Annotated in this window: 14 protein-coding genes; 9 read left to right on the forward strand and 5 right to left on the reverse strand. The window is 69.3% G+C overall.

What is annotated here, in order from left to right:
• Positions 1-78 precede the first annotated feature (78 nt).
• Together rpe and BLP95_RS08460 are read left to right on the forward strand one after the other, a co-directional pair.
• Positions 79-780 (forward strand): ribulose-phosphate 3-epimerase, encoded by a 702-nt coding sequence (gene rpe / locus BLP95_RS08455; RefSeq protein WP_089678205.1) that lies wholly within the window; start codon positions 79-81, stop codon positions 778-780.
• A gap of 4 nt (positions 781-784) precedes the next feature.
• Complete coding sequence (locus BLP95_RS08460) at positions 785-1,084, forward strand: GIY-YIG nuclease family protein (protein ID WP_245678715.1); 300 nt, start codon at positions 785-787, stop codon at positions 1,082-1,084.
• Here BLP95_RS08460 and BLP95_RS08465 read toward each other — a convergent pair whose 3' ends face one another.
• Positions 1,085-2,383, reverse strand: a complete 1,299-nt coding sequence (locus BLP95_RS08465) for an NAD(P)/FAD-dependent oxidoreductase (protein WP_089678207.1) — start codon at positions 2,381-2,383, stop codon at positions 1,085-1,087.
• Positions 2,384-2,523: 140 nt separating this feature from the next.
• On the opposite strand from BLP95_RS08465, the gene BLP95_RS08470 reads away from it, so the two are divergent.
• The 5 genes from BLP95_RS08470 to trpC all read left to right on the forward strand — a co-directional run bounded on the left by BLP95_RS08470 (position 2,524) and on the right by trpC (position 7,494).
• Entirely contained in the window at positions 2,524-3,255 is a 732-nt protein-coding gene (locus tag BLP95_RS08470) for a phosphoglycolate phosphatase (RefSeq protein ID WP_089678209.1), read from the forward strand.
• 252 nt (positions 3,256-3,507) lie between these two features.
• The gene (trpE, locus tag BLP95_RS08475; protein WP_089678265.1) at positions 3,508-5,004 is read left to right on the forward strand and encodes an anthranilate synthase component I; all 1,497 of its coding nucleotides are present in this window, start codon (positions 3,508-3,510) and stop codon (positions 5,002-5,004) included.
• Positions 5,005-5,020: 16 nt separating this feature from the next.
• Positions 5,021-5,629 carry an anthranilate synthase component II gene (locus BLP95_RS08480; protein WP_023005672.1) on the forward strand — a complete coding sequence of 203 codons (609 nt, stop codon included), beginning with the start codon at positions 5,021-5,023 and terminating at the stop codon, positions 5,627-5,629.
• 16 nt (positions 5,630-5,645) lie between these two features.
• A complete protein-coding gene (gene trpD, locus BLP95_RS08485) occupies positions 5,646-6,665 on the forward strand; it encodes an anthranilate phosphoribosyltransferase (protein ID WP_089678267.1) in 1,020 nt (339 codons plus the stop codon).
• A 25-nt stretch (positions 6,666-6,690) separates the two neighbouring features.
• Positions 6,691-7,494 carry an indole-3-glycerol phosphate synthase TrpC gene (trpC, locus tag BLP95_RS08490; RefSeq protein WP_089678211.1) on the forward strand — a complete coding sequence of 268 codons (804 nt, stop codon included), beginning with the start codon at positions 6,691-6,693 and terminating at the stop codon, positions 7,492-7,494.
• 71 nt (positions 7,495-7,565) lie between these two features.
• Here trpC and BLP95_RS08495 read toward each other — a convergent pair whose 3' ends face one another.
• Positions 7,566-9,647, reverse strand: coding sequence for a TonB-dependent receptor family protein (locus BLP95_RS08495; protein WP_089678214.1), 2,082 nt, complete (start codon positions 9,645-9,647; stop codon positions 7,566-7,568).
• Between the two features lie 289 nt (positions 9,648-9,936).
• On the opposite strand from BLP95_RS08495, the gene BLP95_RS08500 reads away from it, so the two are divergent.
• Positions 9,937-11,217 (forward strand): PQQ-dependent sugar dehydrogenase, encoded by a 1,281-nt coding sequence (locus BLP95_RS08500; RefSeq protein ID WP_089678216.1) that lies wholly within the window; start codon positions 9,937-9,939, stop codon positions 11,215-11,217.
• Positions 11,218-11,266: 49 nt separating this feature from the next.
• The gene (locus tag BLP95_RS08505) at positions 11,267-11,593 is read left to right on the forward strand and encodes a c-type cytochrome (RefSeq protein WP_089678218.1); all 327 of its coding nucleotides are present in this window, start codon (positions 11,267-11,269) and stop codon (positions 11,591-11,593) included.
• Between the two features lie 79 nt (positions 11,594-11,672).
• On the opposite strand, the gene BLP95_RS16840 is transcribed toward BLP95_RS08505, so the two are convergent.
• The 3 genes from BLP95_RS16840 to BLP95_RS08515 form a co-directional block, all read right to left on the reverse strand.
• Complete coding sequence (locus tag BLP95_RS16840; protein ID WP_176760253.1) at positions 11,673-11,825, reverse strand: hypothetical protein; 153 nt, start codon at positions 11,823-11,825, stop codon at positions 11,673-11,675.
• A 12-nt stretch (positions 11,826-11,837) separates the two neighbouring features.
• A complete protein-coding gene (locus BLP95_RS08510; RefSeq protein WP_089678220.1) occupies positions 11,838-13,637 on the reverse strand; it encodes a cation:proton antiporter in 1,800 nt (599 codons plus the stop codon).
• A gap of 116 nt (positions 13,638-13,753) precedes the next feature.
• On the reverse strand, positions 13,754-16,987 hold the full coding sequence (locus tag BLP95_RS08515; protein WP_089678269.1) for an FAD-binding and (Fe-S)-binding domain-containing protein: 3,234 nt from the start codon (positions 16,985-16,987) through the stop codon (positions 13,754-13,756).
• Positions 16,988-17,041: the final 54 nt, after the last annotated feature.

A 17,041-nucleotide genomic window follows, 5' to 3' on the forward strand; every position in this document is an offset into this window, starting at 1 on the left:
CCCCGGCATCCCCGCCTGCCGCCGGGGGCGGGGTCTGCTAGAATGCGCCCTCTCGCCAGCGACCTCGGACTCCCCGCCATGACCGATGCCACCCGCGACTTCCTGATCGCCCCCTCCATCCTCTCCGCCGACTTCGCGCGGCTGGGCCAGGAGGTGGACGACGTGCTGGCCTCCGGCGCCGACATCGTCCACTTCGACGTGATGGACAACCACTACGTGCCCAACCTCACCATCGGGCCCATGGTCTGCCAGGCGCTGCGCCACCACGGCGTCACCGCGCCCATCGACGTGCACCTGATGGTGCGGCCGGTGGACCGCCTGATCGGCGACTTCATCGACGCCGGCGCCAGCATCATCACCTTCCACCCCGAGGCCTCGGACCATATCGATCGCTCCCTGCAGCTGATCCGCGACGGCGGTTGCCGGGCCGGCCTGGTGTTCAACCCGGCCACCCCGCTCAGCTACCTCGACTACGTGATGGACAAGGTCGACATGGTGTTGCTGATGAGCGTCAACCCCGGCTTCGGGGGCCAGTCGTTCATCCCCGCGACCCTGGACAAGCTGCGCGAGGCACGCCGGCGCATCGATGCCTCCGGTCGCGATATCCGTCTGGAGGTGGATGGCGGCGTCAAGGTGGACAACATCGCCGAGATCGCCCGGGCGGGGGCCGACACCTTCGTCGCCGGCTCGGCGGTGTTCAAGGCGAGCAACGCGGCCGACCCCCACCGCTACGACGGCGTGATCCGGGAGTTCCGCGAGCAACTGGCCGGCGCGCGCTGAGGCCGTGAGCGAGCGCGCCCTGTCCAAGGCGCCCGTGCCGGCGCGCGAGGAGCGGCTCTGGCACCTCTATGTGCTGGAGACGGCAAGCGGGGCGCTCTACACCGGGATCACCACCGACGTGGCCCGGCGCCTGGCCGAGCACGCCGCCGGACGCGGCGCCAAGGCGCTGCGTGGCAAGGGCCCTCTCATCCTGCGCCACAGCGAACCGGTGGGCGAGCATGGCGAGGCGCTGCGCCGCGAGGCCGAGATCAAGCGCCTCGGCGCTGCCGCCAAGCGGGCCTGGCTGGCCCGGGTCCAGCGCTGACTAATGCAGCTTCATGCGCGGGCGGATGAAGCGGTTGAGGCCGTCGACCAGGATGGTCACCGCGGTCTTGAGGCTGCCGTGGATGGCACGCTGGTGCATGCGGTAGAGCGAGGCGTAGAAGAACTTCGCCAGGTGCCCCTCGACGAACAGGCTGCGCGCCGAGGCGCCGCGCATCAGGCTGCCGATCGCCTCGAAGTGGGCCAGCGAGATCAGTGAGCCGCGATCGCGGAACGTGAAGTCCTTGAGCGGCCGGCCGTCGAGGCTGGCGCGCAGGTTGCGGTAGAGCAGCGAGGCCTGCTGGTGGGCGGCCTGGGCGCGCGGCGGCACCGGCTTGCCGTCCGCCTGGGGACAGCTGGCGCAGTCGCCGAAGGCGAAGATGGCCGGGTCATCGTGGCTCTGCAGGGTGGGGTGGACCTTGACCTGGTGGTTGCGCTCGGTGGAAAGGCCCAGCGTGGAGAGGAAGGGCGGGGCCTTGATGCCCGCTGCCCAGACGCTGAGGTCGGTGGCGATGCGCGTGCCGTCGGCGGTGGTGAAGCCGGTGGCGTCCACGTCGGTCACCCGGGTCTCCAGGTGGATCGTTACGCCGAGCTTCTCGAGCTCGGCGTGCACCGCCCGCGAGATGCGCTCCGGCAGCGCCGGCAGCAGCCTCGGGGCCGCCTCCAGCAGGTGCACCGAGAGCTGGCCGGCGTCCAGGCGGGTGAAGCCGTAGCTGTGCAGCATGCGCGAGGCGTCGAAGAGCTCGGCGGCGAGCTCCACCCCGGTGGCCCCGGCGCCGACGATGCCTACGGTGAGGTGGGAGTGGTCGCGCCGCTCGGGGTCGCTGAAGCGCAGGAAGGTGTTGAGCATGTCGCGCCGGAAGGCCTCGGCCTGCTCCGGGCTGTCGAGGAAGTGGCAGTGCTCGGCGACCCCGGGGGTGCCGAAGTCGTTGCTGACGCTGCCCAGCGCCAGCACCAGCCGGTCGTACTCGAGGGTGCGGGGCGGCAGCACCTCCTGGCCCTCGTCGTCGAGCACCGCGTCCAGCGTCAGCCGCTTGCCCTCGCGGTCCAGGTCGCACAGGGTGCCGCGCTGGAAGCGGTAGCCGTTGGCGCGGGCGTGGCCCTGGTAGGAGACCTCGTCGAGCCCCGAGTCCAGGGCGCCGGTGGCCACCTCGTGGAGCAGCGGCTTCCAGATGTGGGTGGGGTTGCGGTCGACCAGCACGACCTCGGCGCGGCCACGCCGGCCGAGGCGGCGCCCGAGGCGGGTGACCAGTTCGAGGCCGCCGGCGCCGCCGCCGACCACCACGATACGGGGAGCTGCCATGAGTGACTCCTGGAAAAGGTGAGGGTATGGGGGAGACGTCGCCCCAGCATAGCGGCCCCCATGGCGGCTGCCTACGTGACCGGCTCGAGAGGCAGGCCGGCTCTTGATAGGTTTCCATACTGAAAAGGAGAGCAGTGACGATGCATCGCATGCTGGAGGGGATCGCCCTGGTGGCCTTCGACCTGGACGGCACCCTGATCGACTCGGTGCCCGACCTGGCCATCGCCGTGGACGCCGCCCTGGGCGAGCTGGGCCTGCCCGCCGCCGGTGAGGCGCGGGTGCGTGACTGGGTGGGCAATGGTTCGCGGGTATTGATGGAGCGCGCGTTAATAAATGCACCCCCTCTGCGATCCGTCGCCGGCACCTCGCCTGGTGCGGCCTCATCTGGTGGCGCTGTACCAGTGGATGCCGAAGAAGTGGATAGCACCCTGCTGGAGCGCGCCCATGCGGCCTTCCTTGCGCACTACGGCCGCGACCCCGGTGCCCACACCCGGCTCTATCCCGGGGCGCGGGAGTGCCTCGATGCCCTGCGAGCGCGCGGCCTGCCGCTGGCCCTGGTGACCAACAAGCCCCACGCCTTCATCGCTCCGCTGCTGGAGGGGCTGGGGCTCGCCGAGCACTTCGCGCTCTGCCTGGGTGGCGACAGCCTCCCCGAGAAGAAGCCCCATCCGGCGCCGCTGCAGCATGTGGCGGCTCACTTCGGGGTGGCGCCGCAGGCCTGCCTGATGGTCGGCGACTCGCGCCACGACATCGCCGCCGGCAGGGCGGCGGGCTTTCGCACCCTGGCGGTGCCCTACGGCTACAACCATGGCGAGCCGGTGCGCGAGAGCGGCCCGGACGGCGTGGTTGAATCGCTGGCGGAACTCGTTTAACGTGAGTTCGGCTCATGCTATAAGCGCGGCCCAATCAATACGTTATTGCGATAGACGCGGACACCACCCCGATGATCAGCCGCCCCCTGCCGGACCCCCTCATGCCCGGCGGCGTGCTTCTCCACGCCGCCCGCTACCTGCCCCGCTCGCCCGTCCGCGGCGGCTGGCGATGGTGACGCTCGCCCCGCGAGTCTGCCTCGGCGCCACCGCGCCCACCTTCGCCAACTCCCTTTCCCGAGGACACCGGGCATGATGACCCCCGAACGTTTCCGCGAGCTGGCCGACGCCGGCTACAACCGTATTCCGGTCACCCGCGAGGTGCTGGCCGACCTCGACACGCCGCTCTCCACCTACCTGAAGCTCGCCAACGCGCCCTGGACCTTCCTGCTCGAATCCGTGCAGGGCGGCGAGAAGTGGGGGCGCTACTCCATCATCGGCCTGCCCAGCCGCGAGCGCATCGAGGTGCGCGGCTTCAGCATCAGCCATATCGTCGACGGCGAGCTCCATGGCGCCGCCGAGGTGGAGGACCCGCTGGCGTGGATCGAGCAGTTCCAGGCCCGCTTCAAGGTGCCGCGCCTGGACGACCAGCCGCGCTTCGACGGCGGGCTGGTGGGCTACTTCGGCTATGACACCATCCGCTACATCGAGCCGCGCCTGCGCAGCGAGGCGGCCGCGGCCAAGCCCGACCCGCTGGGCGTCCCGGACATCCTGCTGATGGTGGCCGACGACCTGGTGGTGTTCGACAACCTCTCCGGGCGGCTGACGCTGTGGACCCACGCCAACCCCGCCGAGACCGGCGCCTACGCCGCCGCGGTGGAGCGCCTGGAGGCGCTGGAGATCCGCCTGCGCAGCGCCACCCTCAACACCGTGAGCCCCGGCACCGGCAGCGCCGCGGTGGAGGAGGGCGACTTCACCTCCGGCTTCACCGAGGCGGGCTTCAAGGCCGCGGTGGAGACCATCAAGGAGTACGTGCTGGCCGGCGACGTCATGCAGTGCGTGCCCTCCCAGCGCATGTCGATCCCCTACCGGGCCGCCCCCCTGGACCTCTACCGCGCCCTGCGCAGCCTCAATCCCTCGCCCTACATGTTCTACCTCGACCTGGGCGACCACCAGGTGGCCGGCTCCTCGCCGGAGATCCTCACCCGGCTGGAGGAGGGCGAGGTGACGGTGCGGCCCATCGCCGGCACCCGCAAGCGCGGCCGCACCGAGGCCGAGGACCAGGCGCTGGAGGAGGAGCTGCTGGCCGATCCCAAGGAGCGCGCCGAGCACCTGATGCTGATCGACCTTGGGCGCAACGACGTCGGCCGCATCAGCGAGACCGGCTCGGTGAAGGTCACCGAGGAGATGGTGGTGGAGCGCTACTCCCACGTCATGCACATCGTCTCCAACGTCACCGGCCGCCTGAAGCCCGGGCTCACCGCCATGGACGCCCTGCGCGCCACCTTCCCGGCGGGCACCGTCTCCGGGGCCCCCAAGATCCGCGCGCTGGAGATCATCGACGAGCTGGAGCCGGTCAAGCGCGGCATCTACTCCGGGGCGGTGGGCTATCTCTCCTGGCACGGCAACCTCGACACCGCCATCGCCATCCGCACCGCGGTGATCAAGGATGGCCAGCTCCATGTCCAGGCGGGCGCCGGCATCGTCGCCGACTCGGTGCCCGAGCAGGAGTGGCAGGAGACCCTCAACAAGGGGCGGGCGCTGTTCCGCGCCGTGGCCATGGCCGAGCGCGGCCTGGACAACCTCGAATAAGGCGCCGGAGAGAGCCATGAATGTCTGCATGATCGACAACTACGACAGCTTCACCTTCAACGTGGTGCAGTACCTGGGGGAGCTGGGCGCCGAGGTGACCACCTACCGCAACGACGCCATCACCCTGGCCGAGATCGAGGCCATGGCCCCGAGCCACCTGGTGATCTCCCCCGGGCCCTGCACCCCGGACCAGGCCGGCATCTCGCTGGCGGCCATCCGCCACTTCGCCGGCCGGCTGCCGATACTGGGCATCTGCCTGGGCCACCAGGCGATCGGCCAGGTCTACGGCGGCGAGGTGGTGCGCGCCCCCCAGGTGATGCACGGCAAGACCTCGGCCATCCGCCACACCGGCCAGGGGGTGTTCGAGGGCCTCGAGGATCCCCTGGAGGTGACCCGCTACCACTCGCTGGTGGTGGCCCGGGAGACCCTCCCCGACTGCCTGGAGATCACCGCCTGGACCGATGACGACGACGTCACCCCGGGGCTGATCATGGGGCTGCGCCACCGCGAGCTCGACGTCGAGGGCGTGCAGTTCCACCCCGAGTCGATCCTCAGCCGCCAGGGCCACGACCTGCTGGCCAACTTCCTCAAGCGCCGCGCGCCGGCGCCGCTGGGCCAAGCCTGACGCAAGGAGACCCATGATGCAGATGCGAGATGCCCTCGGCGCCCTGATGCGCCGCGAGAACCTCGGCTTCGCCGCGACCCACGAGATCATGCGCCAGATTATGACCGGGGAAGCCAGTGACCCGCAGATCGCCGCCTTCCTGATGGGCATGGCGATGAAGGGCGAGACTGCCGAGGAGATCAGCGCCGCCGCCCAGGTGATGCGCGAGCTGATGAAGCCGGTCCACCTCGGCGCCGACAACGTGGTCGACATCGTCGGCACCGGCGGCGACGGCGCCAACCTGTTCAACGTCTCCACCGCCTCAAGCTTCGTGGTCGCCGCCGCCGGCGGCCACGTCGCCAAGCACGGCAACCGCGGGGTGTCGTCGTCGTCGGGCAGCGCCGATCTCTTCTCGGTGGCCGGCATCCACCTCGACCTGGATGCCGAGCAGGTGGCGCGCTGCATCGAGCAGGTGGGTGTGGGCTTCATGTTCGCCCCCAACCACCACCCGGCGATGCGCTACGCCGTGGCGCCGCGCCGCGAGATGGGCGTGCGCACCCTGTTCAACATCCTCGGCCCGCTGACCAACCCCGCCGGCGCCCCCAACCAGGTGCTCGGCGTCTATGCCCCGGAGCTGGTGCCGCTGATGGCCGACGTGCTGCGCCGCCTGGGCAGCCGCCACGTGCTGGTGGTGCATGCCGAGGATGGCCTGGACGAGATCTCCCTGGCCCAGCCGACCCTGGTGGCCGAGCTCCGGGAGGGCGAGATCCATGAGTACGTGATCACCCCGGAGGCGCTCGGCGTCAAGCGCCAGCCCCTGGACCCGCTGCGGGTCGCCTCCGCCGAGGAAAGCCTGCGCCTGGTGGAGCAGGCCCTGGTGGGCGAGGGGCCGGCGGCGGACATCGTCGCGCTCAATGCCGGCGCGGCCCTCTATGCCGCGGACGTCGCCGACAGCCTCGAGGAGGGGGTGGCCCTGGCCCAGGACGCCCAGGCCTCCAAGCTGCCCCTGGAGAAGCTCAGGGAGCTGGCCAACTTCACCCGCGTCTTCCTGCAGTGAGCACCCATCGACTAGGAGTTACCCCATGAGCGGTTTCGCCCCCCCGACCATCCTGACTCGCATCCTCCAGCGCAAGGAGGAGGAGGTCGCCGAACGCCGCCGTGCGGTCTCCGAGGCCGAGCTGCTGCGCCTGGCCGCCGAGCAGGGGGCACCCCGGGGCTTCAACGCGGCGCTGGCGCGGCGCATCGCCCAGGGCGATCCGGCGGTGATCGCTGAGGTCAAGAAGGCCTCCCCCTCCCGGGGTGTGATCCGTGAGGACTTCCGCCCCGGCGAGATCGCCGCCAGCTACACCGAGGGCGGCGCCGCCTGCCTCTCGGTGCTCACCGACGCCGACTTCTTCCAGGGCCATGAGGACTACCTGATCGAGGCCCGCGACGCCTGCGCGCTGCCGGTGATCCGCAAGGACTTCATCACCCACGGTTACCAGGTGAGCGAGGCCCGCGCCATCGGCGCCGACTGCATCCTGCTGATCGTCGCCGCCCTGGAGGATGCGCAGATGGCCGAGCTGCATCGCCAGGCCATCGAGCTCGGCATGGACGTGCTGGTGGAGGTCCACGACGCCCACGAGCTTGAGCGGGCGCTGGCCCTGGACCTCGACCTGGTGGGCATCAACAACCGCGACCTGCACACCTTCGAGACCCGCCTGGACACCACCCTGGAGCTGCTGCCGCGCATTCCCGGCGGAGTCACGGTGGTCACCGAGTCCGGCATCCACACCCCCGGCGACGTGCTGCGCATGCGCGAGCACGACGTCAACGCCTTCCTGGTCGGCGAGGCCTTCATGCGCGAGGCCGACCCCGGTCAGGCGCTCCGGCGGCTGTTCTTCTAGGCGCTTCAGGCCACGTAACATGCCAGCGGGCAGCCCTAGGGCTGCCCGCTGGCGTAACGAGACCTGACCGACTAGAAACTCAGCTCCAGGCCGGCGTAGAAGGTGCGTCCTGCGGCGGGTTCGTAGTAACGCCCCCCGAAGGCATTGATGCGCACATTCTCGTAGTAGGCCTCGTCGAGCAGGTTGCGGATGCCCAGGTTGGCGCTCAGGTGGGTAGCCCCGTCGCCGAGTCGCCAGCCGTCGCCGGCCTTGAGGTTGAACAGCCAGTGGTCGTCGATCGTTACCTCGTTGGCGTTGTCGGCGTAGTAGTCGCCGGTGTACTGGGCCTCGAGGCTGGCGAAACGGTCCCCGTTGCCGTACCAGGTCAGGGCGTTGTGCCACACCTGCCTCGGCTGCCCCGGGAGGCGGTTGTCGCTGAAGTCGTTGCTGCCGTCGTCGAACCTGTCGAACCGGTAGTCGGCCAGCGTCAGGGCACTGGTCAGCCGCCAGGCCAGGGAGAAGCTCCAGTCCACGCCCAGTTCGATGCCGTCGCGGGAGGTCTTGCCGGCGTTCTCGTAGTAGGTACGGCCGTCGGTGGCCTCGTAGGCGATCAGCTCGTCATCGACGTCGACCGAGAAGGCGACCAGCTCATAGCGCAGGCCGTTGCCGAAGATGCCACGCAGGCCGACCTCGCGGTTCAGTGCCTTCTGGGGCTGGACCTCGGGATTGAAGCCGCCACGTCCGTCGTCACGGGCGAATTCCGTGAAGGTAGGCGTCTCGAAGGCATTGCCGAGCGTGGCATATACCTGATGGTCGGGGTGGTAGCGATAGCTCAGTCCTAGGCTGCCGGTCCATTCGCGGAAGGTGCGCTCGCCGCTGTCATCACGACCGTCATCGAAGTAGCGGTCATCGATGGTCATGCGGACCTGGTCGTGACGCAGCCCGGCGCTCAGGTCGAGTGCGTCGGTCAGCCCCAGCTCGGTCTGCAGGAAGACACCGGCGGAGGTGGCGTTTTGCTGTTCGTCGGCGGTGATGCCGGTGACCCTGCCCTGGGCATCCACCGAGCGACGGCCGCGGTCGTCCTCCTGGCGGGCCAGGTCGACCCCGGTGACATAACGCAGCGGTAGGTCTCCCAGGGTGGCCGCACCGGTATAGTCGGCGCCGCCGCCGTAGTAGTTCCGCTCATAGTCGATCAGGCTGCTGCCCGGGAAGGGCAACTGCTGCTCGAAGTCGCGACGGCTGACGAAGCCACGGACATTGACCTCGCCCCCCAGGGCGTCGCGGTCCTCGTAGTGCAACCCGACCAGCTGCTGTGCCACCTCCTGTCCCGAGTCGAGCTCGATGGCGATGTCACGGGCCTGGCGAGGATCCTCGGCGACCTCGTCCAGGGTCAGGGCGCTGGGATCCTCGGCGGTCGGCATGTCGAGGACATTGACCAGGGCCGAGAGGGTCCGGTCATCATCCAGGCGGTAGCCGAGCCGGGCATTGAGCAGCCGCTTCTCCACCCGGCTCTGCTCCCGGTAGCCGTCGAAGTCCAGCGCCGACACGCTGACGCTGTGCACCCAGTTGCCGGATTCCCCGCCACTGCGCACGGCGAGCTTGCGGAAGTCGTCGCTGCCCCCCTGCAGGCGAACGCTGGGCGAGCGACGCACCTCGCTGCCGTCGCCGGTGGTGATGTCGATCACCCCACCCGCGGCGTTGCCGTAGAGCACCGAGGAGGGGCCGCGGATCACCTCGATGCGCTCGGCGCTGTCGAGGTCCACCGCATCGATCTGGGCCTGGCCATCGGGCAGGGTGTAGGGGATGCCATCGACGCGGATATGCAGGCCGCGGATGCCGAAGGTCCCGCGCGCGCCGAAGCCCCGGCTGGAAATGCGCTGCCCCTGGGCGAAGTTGTCGCGGTTCTGCAGGAAGACCCCGGGCACCCCGTCCAGGGCCTCGTCCAGCCGCACGCCCTGCTGGCCCTGATGGATCTCCTCCTGGCCCAGGGTCGAGACGGCAGCCGGGGTGTCATAGAGGCTTCGCGTCAGCCGTGGTGCGCTGATGGTGATGGTGGGCAGCTGGCGAGTCGCCGCGTCATCGCCAGCCGGCTCGTTGCCCTCCTGAGCCATGGTCTGGGCAGAAGCGGCGGCCACCCCTCCCAGCAACACCAGCAGCGAAACCCCCTTGTTCATGGCGCGTGTCCTTCTGCCTGACGGATTATTGTTGTTGTGGCGATTGTCTCCCGCAGGCGGGTGACGAGATGCCAGAGCACAGTGTAGCGACCTCGGGCATTTTCGTTGGCAGGAAAACGGCCTGGCTTTAAACGCTGGGTGGGGCGGATGATCGCGTGAAGGATTCAGCAGCTCGCGGTGTTGCATCTCGATGGGCATGGATTGGTCTGACAACTTGACGTCATCCCGACCGCCACCTTAACTCATCACCTGTCGGCCTTATGAGAGACCGGCGCAACAGGAGATGATAATGAACAACAAGTTCCTCACTATCGGGCTCGCGACAGGGGCCCTCACCATTCCCTACGCCAGTCTTCAGGCTCAACAGCAGGGGGAGGTGCTGGAAAAGCTGTCGAGTTTCCAGAGCACCGGCACCACCGAGTTCACCGTGATAGACCAGGATACCGACGGCGCCGATGCGATTCGCCGCACCCTTGAGCGTATCGAGCTTCCCGAAGGGTTCCGGATCGATCTCTATGCGCTGGTTCCCGATGCACGCCATATGGCGGTGGGGCCCCAGGGCGTGGTGACCTTCGTCGGCACCCGCAAGACCGAGATCTGGGCGGTGACGGATCGCGACAAGGACCGCGTGGCCGACGAGGTCAAGAACTTCGCGCCGTCACTGGTCAAGGCCATCCCCAATGGCCCCTGCTTTTCGCCGGACGGCATGCTCTATGTTGCCGAGCAGAATCGGGTGCTGGCCTATCCGGCCGCCGAGTTCTTCTACGAGAGCCCCGACGTGGTGGCCGTACCGGTCGTGCCAGGGGGCGAGCTGATTCCGGAGGAGCATGTCAGCTACAACCATACCGCGCGAGTCTGTGATGTCGGCCCCGATGGCAAGCTCTACATCTCCCTCGGCCAGCCCTATAACGTTCCGCCTGAGGAGCATCTGGCGACCTTCGAGGAGGTCGGTATCGGCGGCATCATTCGCATGGATCAGGACGGCAGCAACCGCGAGGTGTACACCTACGGCGTGCGTAATTCGGTCGGCCACGACTTCCATCCCGAGACCGGAAATCTCTGGTTTACCGACAATCAGGTAGACGGAATGGGCGACGATATTCCGCCCGGCGAGATCAACCGGCAGACCGAGAAGGGACAGAACTTCGGCTTCCCCTGGTATGGCGGTGGTGACGTGCGCACGCATGAATATGAGGGCCATGAGGTGCCGGACGATGTGGTCTTCCCGGTGGTCGAGACGGTGGCCCACGCGGCGGATCTGGGCATGATCTTCTACACCGGGAGCATGTTCCCTGAAGCCTACCAGGGAGGGATCTTCTCTGCACAACACGGCTCCTGGAACCGTACCGAGCCGGTGGGGGCCCGTGTGATGTTCACCCCGGTGGATGCCGAGGGGAACGTCACCGGTGAGACGGTACCTTTCGCCGAGGGGTGGCTGGACGAGAACGGTGAGTATCTGGGACGACCGGTAGATGTCGCACAACTCCGTGACGGCTCGCTGCTGGTCTCCGATGATCTGGCCGGCGCGGTCTATCGCATCTCCTACAGTGACTCCAGCAGCAATGAGTGACGCTGGTCGCGCCGGTGAGGGAGCCACCGGTGCCACTCGAGGAGCCGCGATGAACCTTCTTCGTCACCTGTTGTTGGGGGCATTCCTGCTGGTGTGGGCCTCGGCGGTGCACGCCGCCGATCCGGCGCAAGGCCGCGAACTGGCGAGCCAGTGCCGTACCTGTCACGGCATCGATGGTGTCGCCAAGATTCCGATTGCTCCCCATCTGGCAGGAGAGAGCCGCATCTACCTGGAGACCCAGCTCAAGGCGTTTCGCAGCGGCAAGCGCGAACACGAGATGATGTCCGTGATCGCGAAGGACCTGAGCGATGAGGAGATCTCCCATCTCGCCGCCTGGTACGAGTCGATAGAGTTCAGTGTCACCCTGCCCGAGTAGCCCATACTCGTCATCCATCCATCCATCCATCCATCCATCCATCCATCCATCCATCTATACCCATCCTGCCGCCCGGTTCTCACCGGGCGGCGTTGTTTTCCGGATGATGTCTGTCGGTAGAGGAGACGCCTGGCTTATCGATGGAGGAGCCACCAGAGTCCGAGATCATGACGCCGACCACCAGTACCGCGGCCACGAGGATCAGGCCAACCAGGATCAGCGTGCGTTGCATGGCGGTCTCCCTTCAGAACGCCGGCGACGTCGGGTCGATCAGGCAGATGACCGTCTCGCCGGGCTGCGGGTCGAGCTCGGCACGGTCGCTGGCCACCCGCACATGCCCCTTGGCGTCGAGGCAGAAGAGCGCCAGTAGACGGCCGTCGTGGTCGCGGCGGTAGTCGGCGAAGTCGTGGTCCTCGTGCAGGCGCGCCACGCGCACCTCGGCGCCGCGGGCGATGCGGCTGGCCAGGTCGGCCCAGCTGACCTTCTCGCCGAACAGGCGCGGCAGCTCGGCGAGGTCCTGGGGGCGCTGGCGCTCGGCCTGGTCGTCGCGCCTGGCCTCGAGGCGGAACACCCGGCCCGGCTCGAACTGGGCCGCGAAGTGCAGGGCGGCCAGGTCGTTGGCCTCGCGGTAGGGCGAGAGCGGCAGGAAGTGACCCAGGCCGGTCAGCTCCAGGTGGGTCTCGGCGTGTTCGGAGTGGGGCTTGCCGTAGTAGACCGGCAGCCCCGCCATGCGCGCCTCCTCCAGCGCCTCGCGGTCGGTATCGGCCAGGCGCACCGGCAGCTCGGCCTGCTTGAGCGCCAGGCCGATGGCGCGGGCCACCGGGTTGGCACCCAGGATCAGGAAGCCGCTGGGCGGTGGGGTCATCACCCCCAGCGCCCGGGCGAGGGGGCGCGACAGCAGGCTCTGGATCACCACGGTGGCGATGATCACCAGGAAGGTGACCGGTACCAGCATCTCGGCGCCCTCCACCCCTTCCGCCTCCAGCTTGAGGGCGAACAGCGAGGCCACCGCCGCGGCGACGATGCCGCGCGGGGAGATCCAGGCCACCAGCGCCTTCTCCTTCAGGTCGAGGCCGCTGCCCAGGGTGCAGGCCGCCACCGCCAGCGGACGGGCGACCAGCATCAGCACGGCGAGGTAGGCCCAGGCCGGCCAGCCCAGCAGGGCGAGCTGGTCGAGTCGCAGCCGCGCGGCAAGGAGGATGAAGAGCCCCGAGATCAGCAGGATCGTCAGGGTCTCCTTGAACTCGATGATCGGCTCGGTGGGCACCCGCTTCATGTTGGCCAGCCAGGCCCCCATCACGGTGACGGTGAGCAGCCCCGATTCGTGGAACAGCTGGTTGGAGAGGGTGAAGAGCACCAGCATCACCATCAGGGTGCCGAAGCTGTGCAGCTGGCGCGGCAGCCAGTGGTGGCGCAGCACGCAACCCCACAGGTAGCCGCCGGCACCGCCCAGGCCGAAGCCGATGGCCAGGGTCAGGGCGAACAGCGCCAGGGTGTGGGCGAAGGCATTGCCGGCGCTGCCCAGCGCCACGAACTCGTAGACCAGCACCGCGCCGATGGCCCCCACCGGGTCGATCAGGATCCCCTCCCAGCGCAGGATGCGGGAGAGCGACTCCCTGGCGCGCAGGGTCTTGAGCAGCGGCAGCACCACCGTGGGGCCGGTGACTACCAGCAGGGCGCCGAGCACGCTGGCCATGCCCCAGGGAAGGTCGAGCAGCCAGTGGGCGGCCAGGGCGCTGACCACGGCGGTGATCAGCGCCCCCCAGGTCACCAGGCGGCGCACCGTATGGCCGTGGCCGCGCAGCTCGCCGAGGTTGAGGGTCAGGCTGCCCTCGAAGAGGATCACCGCGACGGCCAGCGAGACCAGCGGGAAGAGCAGGTCGCCGAGCAGGGCGTCGGGATCGAGCAGGCCGCTGACCGGGCCCACCAGGATGCCGGTGACTAGCAGCGGCAGAATGGCCGGGACCCTGAGGCGCCAGGCCAGCCACTGGCAGGCGAGCGACAGCAGGCCGATGCCGGTGATCAGTACCGCGGGGCTCTCCATGGCGTGGCTCCTGGCGGGGGGTCCAGTGTGCAGATTAGCCACTGCCGATGGGATCCGCTATACGCATGCGCCCCCGGGACCACCTGCGAGGCCTCGGCGGCCCCCTCGGCCTGGTGTTACCCCTGCCGCTTGAGCTCGGCCAGCAGCGCCTGCAGCGGGTGGGGCAGGGCGGCCTCGGAGAGGCGCTTCACCTGGCTGCGGCAGGAGTAGCCGGTGGCCAGCAGCCGCCCGGCGTTGGCCGTGTCCTCCACCACCGGCTGCCACGACTGGGCGTAGATGGTCTTCGAGGTCTCGAGGTTTCTGGCCTCGTGGCCATAGGTGCCGGACATGCCGCAGCAGCCGGTGGCCACCAGGTCGAGCTCCAGGCCGAAGGCGGCGAACACCTGCTGCCAGGCCTTGGGGCTGCCCGGGGCCGTGGTGGCCTCGGTGCAGTGGGAGAGCAGCCGGTACCCGGGGTCCTCGAGGGTCAGGCCCCTGGGGGCCAGGGTGCCGGCGCGGCTCACCAGCCACTCCTGGAGCAGTCGCACCTCGGGCACGGCATCGGGACCCAGCGTCTTCACGTACTCCTGGCGGTAGGTGAGGGTCATGGCCGGGTCGATGCCCACCAGCGGCACCCCGAACTCGGCCAGGGCGCGCAGGCGCCGCGCCTGCTTCTCGGCGGTACGCGCGAAGGCCCCCAGGAAGCCCTGCACGTTGAGCGGCTTGCCGTTGGGGGAGAAGGGCGCCACGAAGACGCGCACGTCGAGGCGGCTGAGCAGCTCGACGATATCCATCACCAGCCTGGCCTCGAAGTGGCTGGTGAAGGCGTCCTGGACGATCACCACGCTGTTGGCCCTCTGGGCCTGGGTCAGCAGGCCCAGGGAGGTGGGCGTGGCCTCACTCACGCCCCAGGCGGCCAGGGTCTTCTTCAGGCTGGCGCGGGAGAGTCGCGGGCTGTCCACCATGCCCACGGGGCCGGCAAGCAGGCGCGTCACCAGCCGGTTGCCGAGGGCGGCGTTGTAGAGCGGCGCGACCCGGGTGAGGGCGGGCAGCAGGAACTCCAGACCGCCGACCAGGTAGTCCCGCGGCGGGCGCAGGTAGCGGCCGTGATAGGCCTCCAGGAACTGCGCGCGGGAGTCGGGCACGTTGACCTTGACCGGGCACTGGCCGGCGCAGGACTTGCAGGCCAGGCAGCCTGCCATGGCGTCGTAGACCTCGTGGGAGAAGTCCGCCTCGCGGCCGCGGCGCAGGGTGTTGAGGGTGCGCCCAGGAAGGCGCTTCACGACGCCCCACGCGCCCTCGGCGCGGCGCGCACGCGCCTCCTCGATCAGGTCGACCCCCGCCTCGCCCTGCAGGCGCAGCCACTCGCGCACCAGGCTGGCGCGCCCCTTGGGGGAGTGGACCCGGTCGCGGGTCGCCTTCCAGGAGGGGCACATGGCGTCGTTGGGGTCGTAGTTGTAGCAGGCGCCGTTGCCGTTGCAGTAGACGGTGGCGGCATGGGCCTGCCACACCCGCTCGTCGATGGTGCGATCGAACTGGCCGCGGGTGGGCACGCCGTCGATGGTCAGCAGGCCCGGGTCGACCAGCGTGACCGTCTCCGCCTGGTCGGCGGCGCTGGCTGGCGCGGTCGCTCCCGCGGCATCGGGCGGGATAGACCCCGTCCCCGCGGCGTCGGGCGGGATAGACCCTTTACCCGCGGCATCGGGCGGGATAGAGAGCGGTGTCGCGATCTTGCCCGGATTGAGCTGGTTGTGGGGATCGAAGGCCGCCTTGACCCGCTGCAGGCTGGGGTAAAGCTCGCCGAAGAAGCGGGGCGCGTACTCCGAGCGCACCCCCTTGCCGTGCTCGCCCCACAGCAGGCCGCCGTAGCGACCGGTGAGGTCGGCTACCGCGTCGGAGACCTCGCGGATCAGCCGCTCCTGGGCCGGGTCCTTCATGTCGAGGGCGGGGCGCACGTGGAGCACCCCGGCATCCACATGGCCGAACATGCCGTACTCGAGGCCGCGGGCGTCGAGCAGGGCGCGGAACTCGGCGATGTAGTCGGCGAGCCGGTCCGGCGGCACCGCGGTGTCCTCGACGAAGGGGAGGGGGCGGCGCTCGCCGCTGACATTGCCCAGCAGGCCCACGGCGCGCTTGCGCATGGCGTAGACGCGCTGGATGGCGGCGCGCCCCTCCGCCAGGGTGAAGCCCAGGCGCTCGACGCCGCGGTCGCTCTCCAAGTGGCGGCAGAAGGCGGCCACGCGCTCCGCCAGCCGCTCGGGGTCGTCGTCGTTGAACTCCACCAGGTTGATGCCGCGCACCGGGGTGTCGCCCTCGGGGAAAAACTCGGCGACGCTGTCCCAGACGAAGTCCTGCATGGCCAGCATCAGCACCTTGTCGTCCACCGTCTCGATGGAGGTAGGCTGCGCCTGTGGCTGATCTTTTGAAGAGCCGTCGCTCCCCATCAGCGCCTTGGCGTCGGCCAGGGCATCCATGAAGCCGGGATAGCGCACGTTGACCAGGGTCGAGTGCTTCGGGATCGGCAGCACCTTGAGCACCGCCTCGTCGAGCAGTCCCAGCGAGCCCTCGGCACCGCACAGCAGGCTGTTAAGGTCGAGCCTGCCTTCCGCCGTTCTCAGGTGCGCCAGGTCGTAGCCGGTCAGGCAGCGGTTGAGGGGCGGGAAGGTCGCGGCGATCCGCTCGGCCTGGGTGTCGATGATCTCCCGGGCGGTACGTACGACGCGGCCGGTGGCGTCGTCGCGCGCGCACAACGTTTCCAGCTCGTCCTCGTCCAGCGGCCGGCTCACCAGGCGCTCGCCGCCCAGCAGCAGTGTGGAGAGCTCGAGCACGTGATCGCGGGTCTTGCCGTACTCGCAGCTGCCCTGGCCGCTGGCATCGGTGCTGATCATGCCGCCGATGGTGGCGCGGTTGGAGGTGGAGAGCTCCGGCGCGAAGAACAGCCCATGGGGCTTCAGGGCCGCGTTGAGCTGGTCCTTGACCACGCCGGCCTGGACCCGCACCCGGCGATGCTCGACATCGATCTCCAGGATCCGGTTCATGTGCCGGGAGACGTCCACCACCAGGCCGTCGGTGAGCGACTGGCCGTTGGTACCGGTACCGCCACCGCGGGGGGTGAGCACCACCCGGCGGTGCTCCACCTGGCCGGCCAGGTGGGCGATGCGCTGAAGGTCCTCGCCGTGGCGGGGGTAGAGCACCGCCTGGGGCAGGCGCTGGTAGAGGGAGTTGTCGGTGGCCAGCACCGTGCGGGCGGCGTAGTCGGGGGCGATCTCGCCCTCGAAGCCGGCGGCCTTGAGGGCCTCGAGGAAGCGCAGGTAGGGCGCGTCGGGGCTCGGCGCGGTGGCGGCGTCGGCGGTATCCAGTCGTGCGATCATCGGCATCAGCATGGGCAGGCGTGGGGGCATTACTGTACCGCGCGCCGCCGGGAG

Origin of the sequence: Halomonas shengliensis, from assembly GCF_900104135.1 — a bacterium.
Lineage (GTDB): Bacteria > Pseudomonadota > Gammaproteobacteria > Pseudomonadales > Halomonadaceae > Halomonas > Halomonas shengliensis.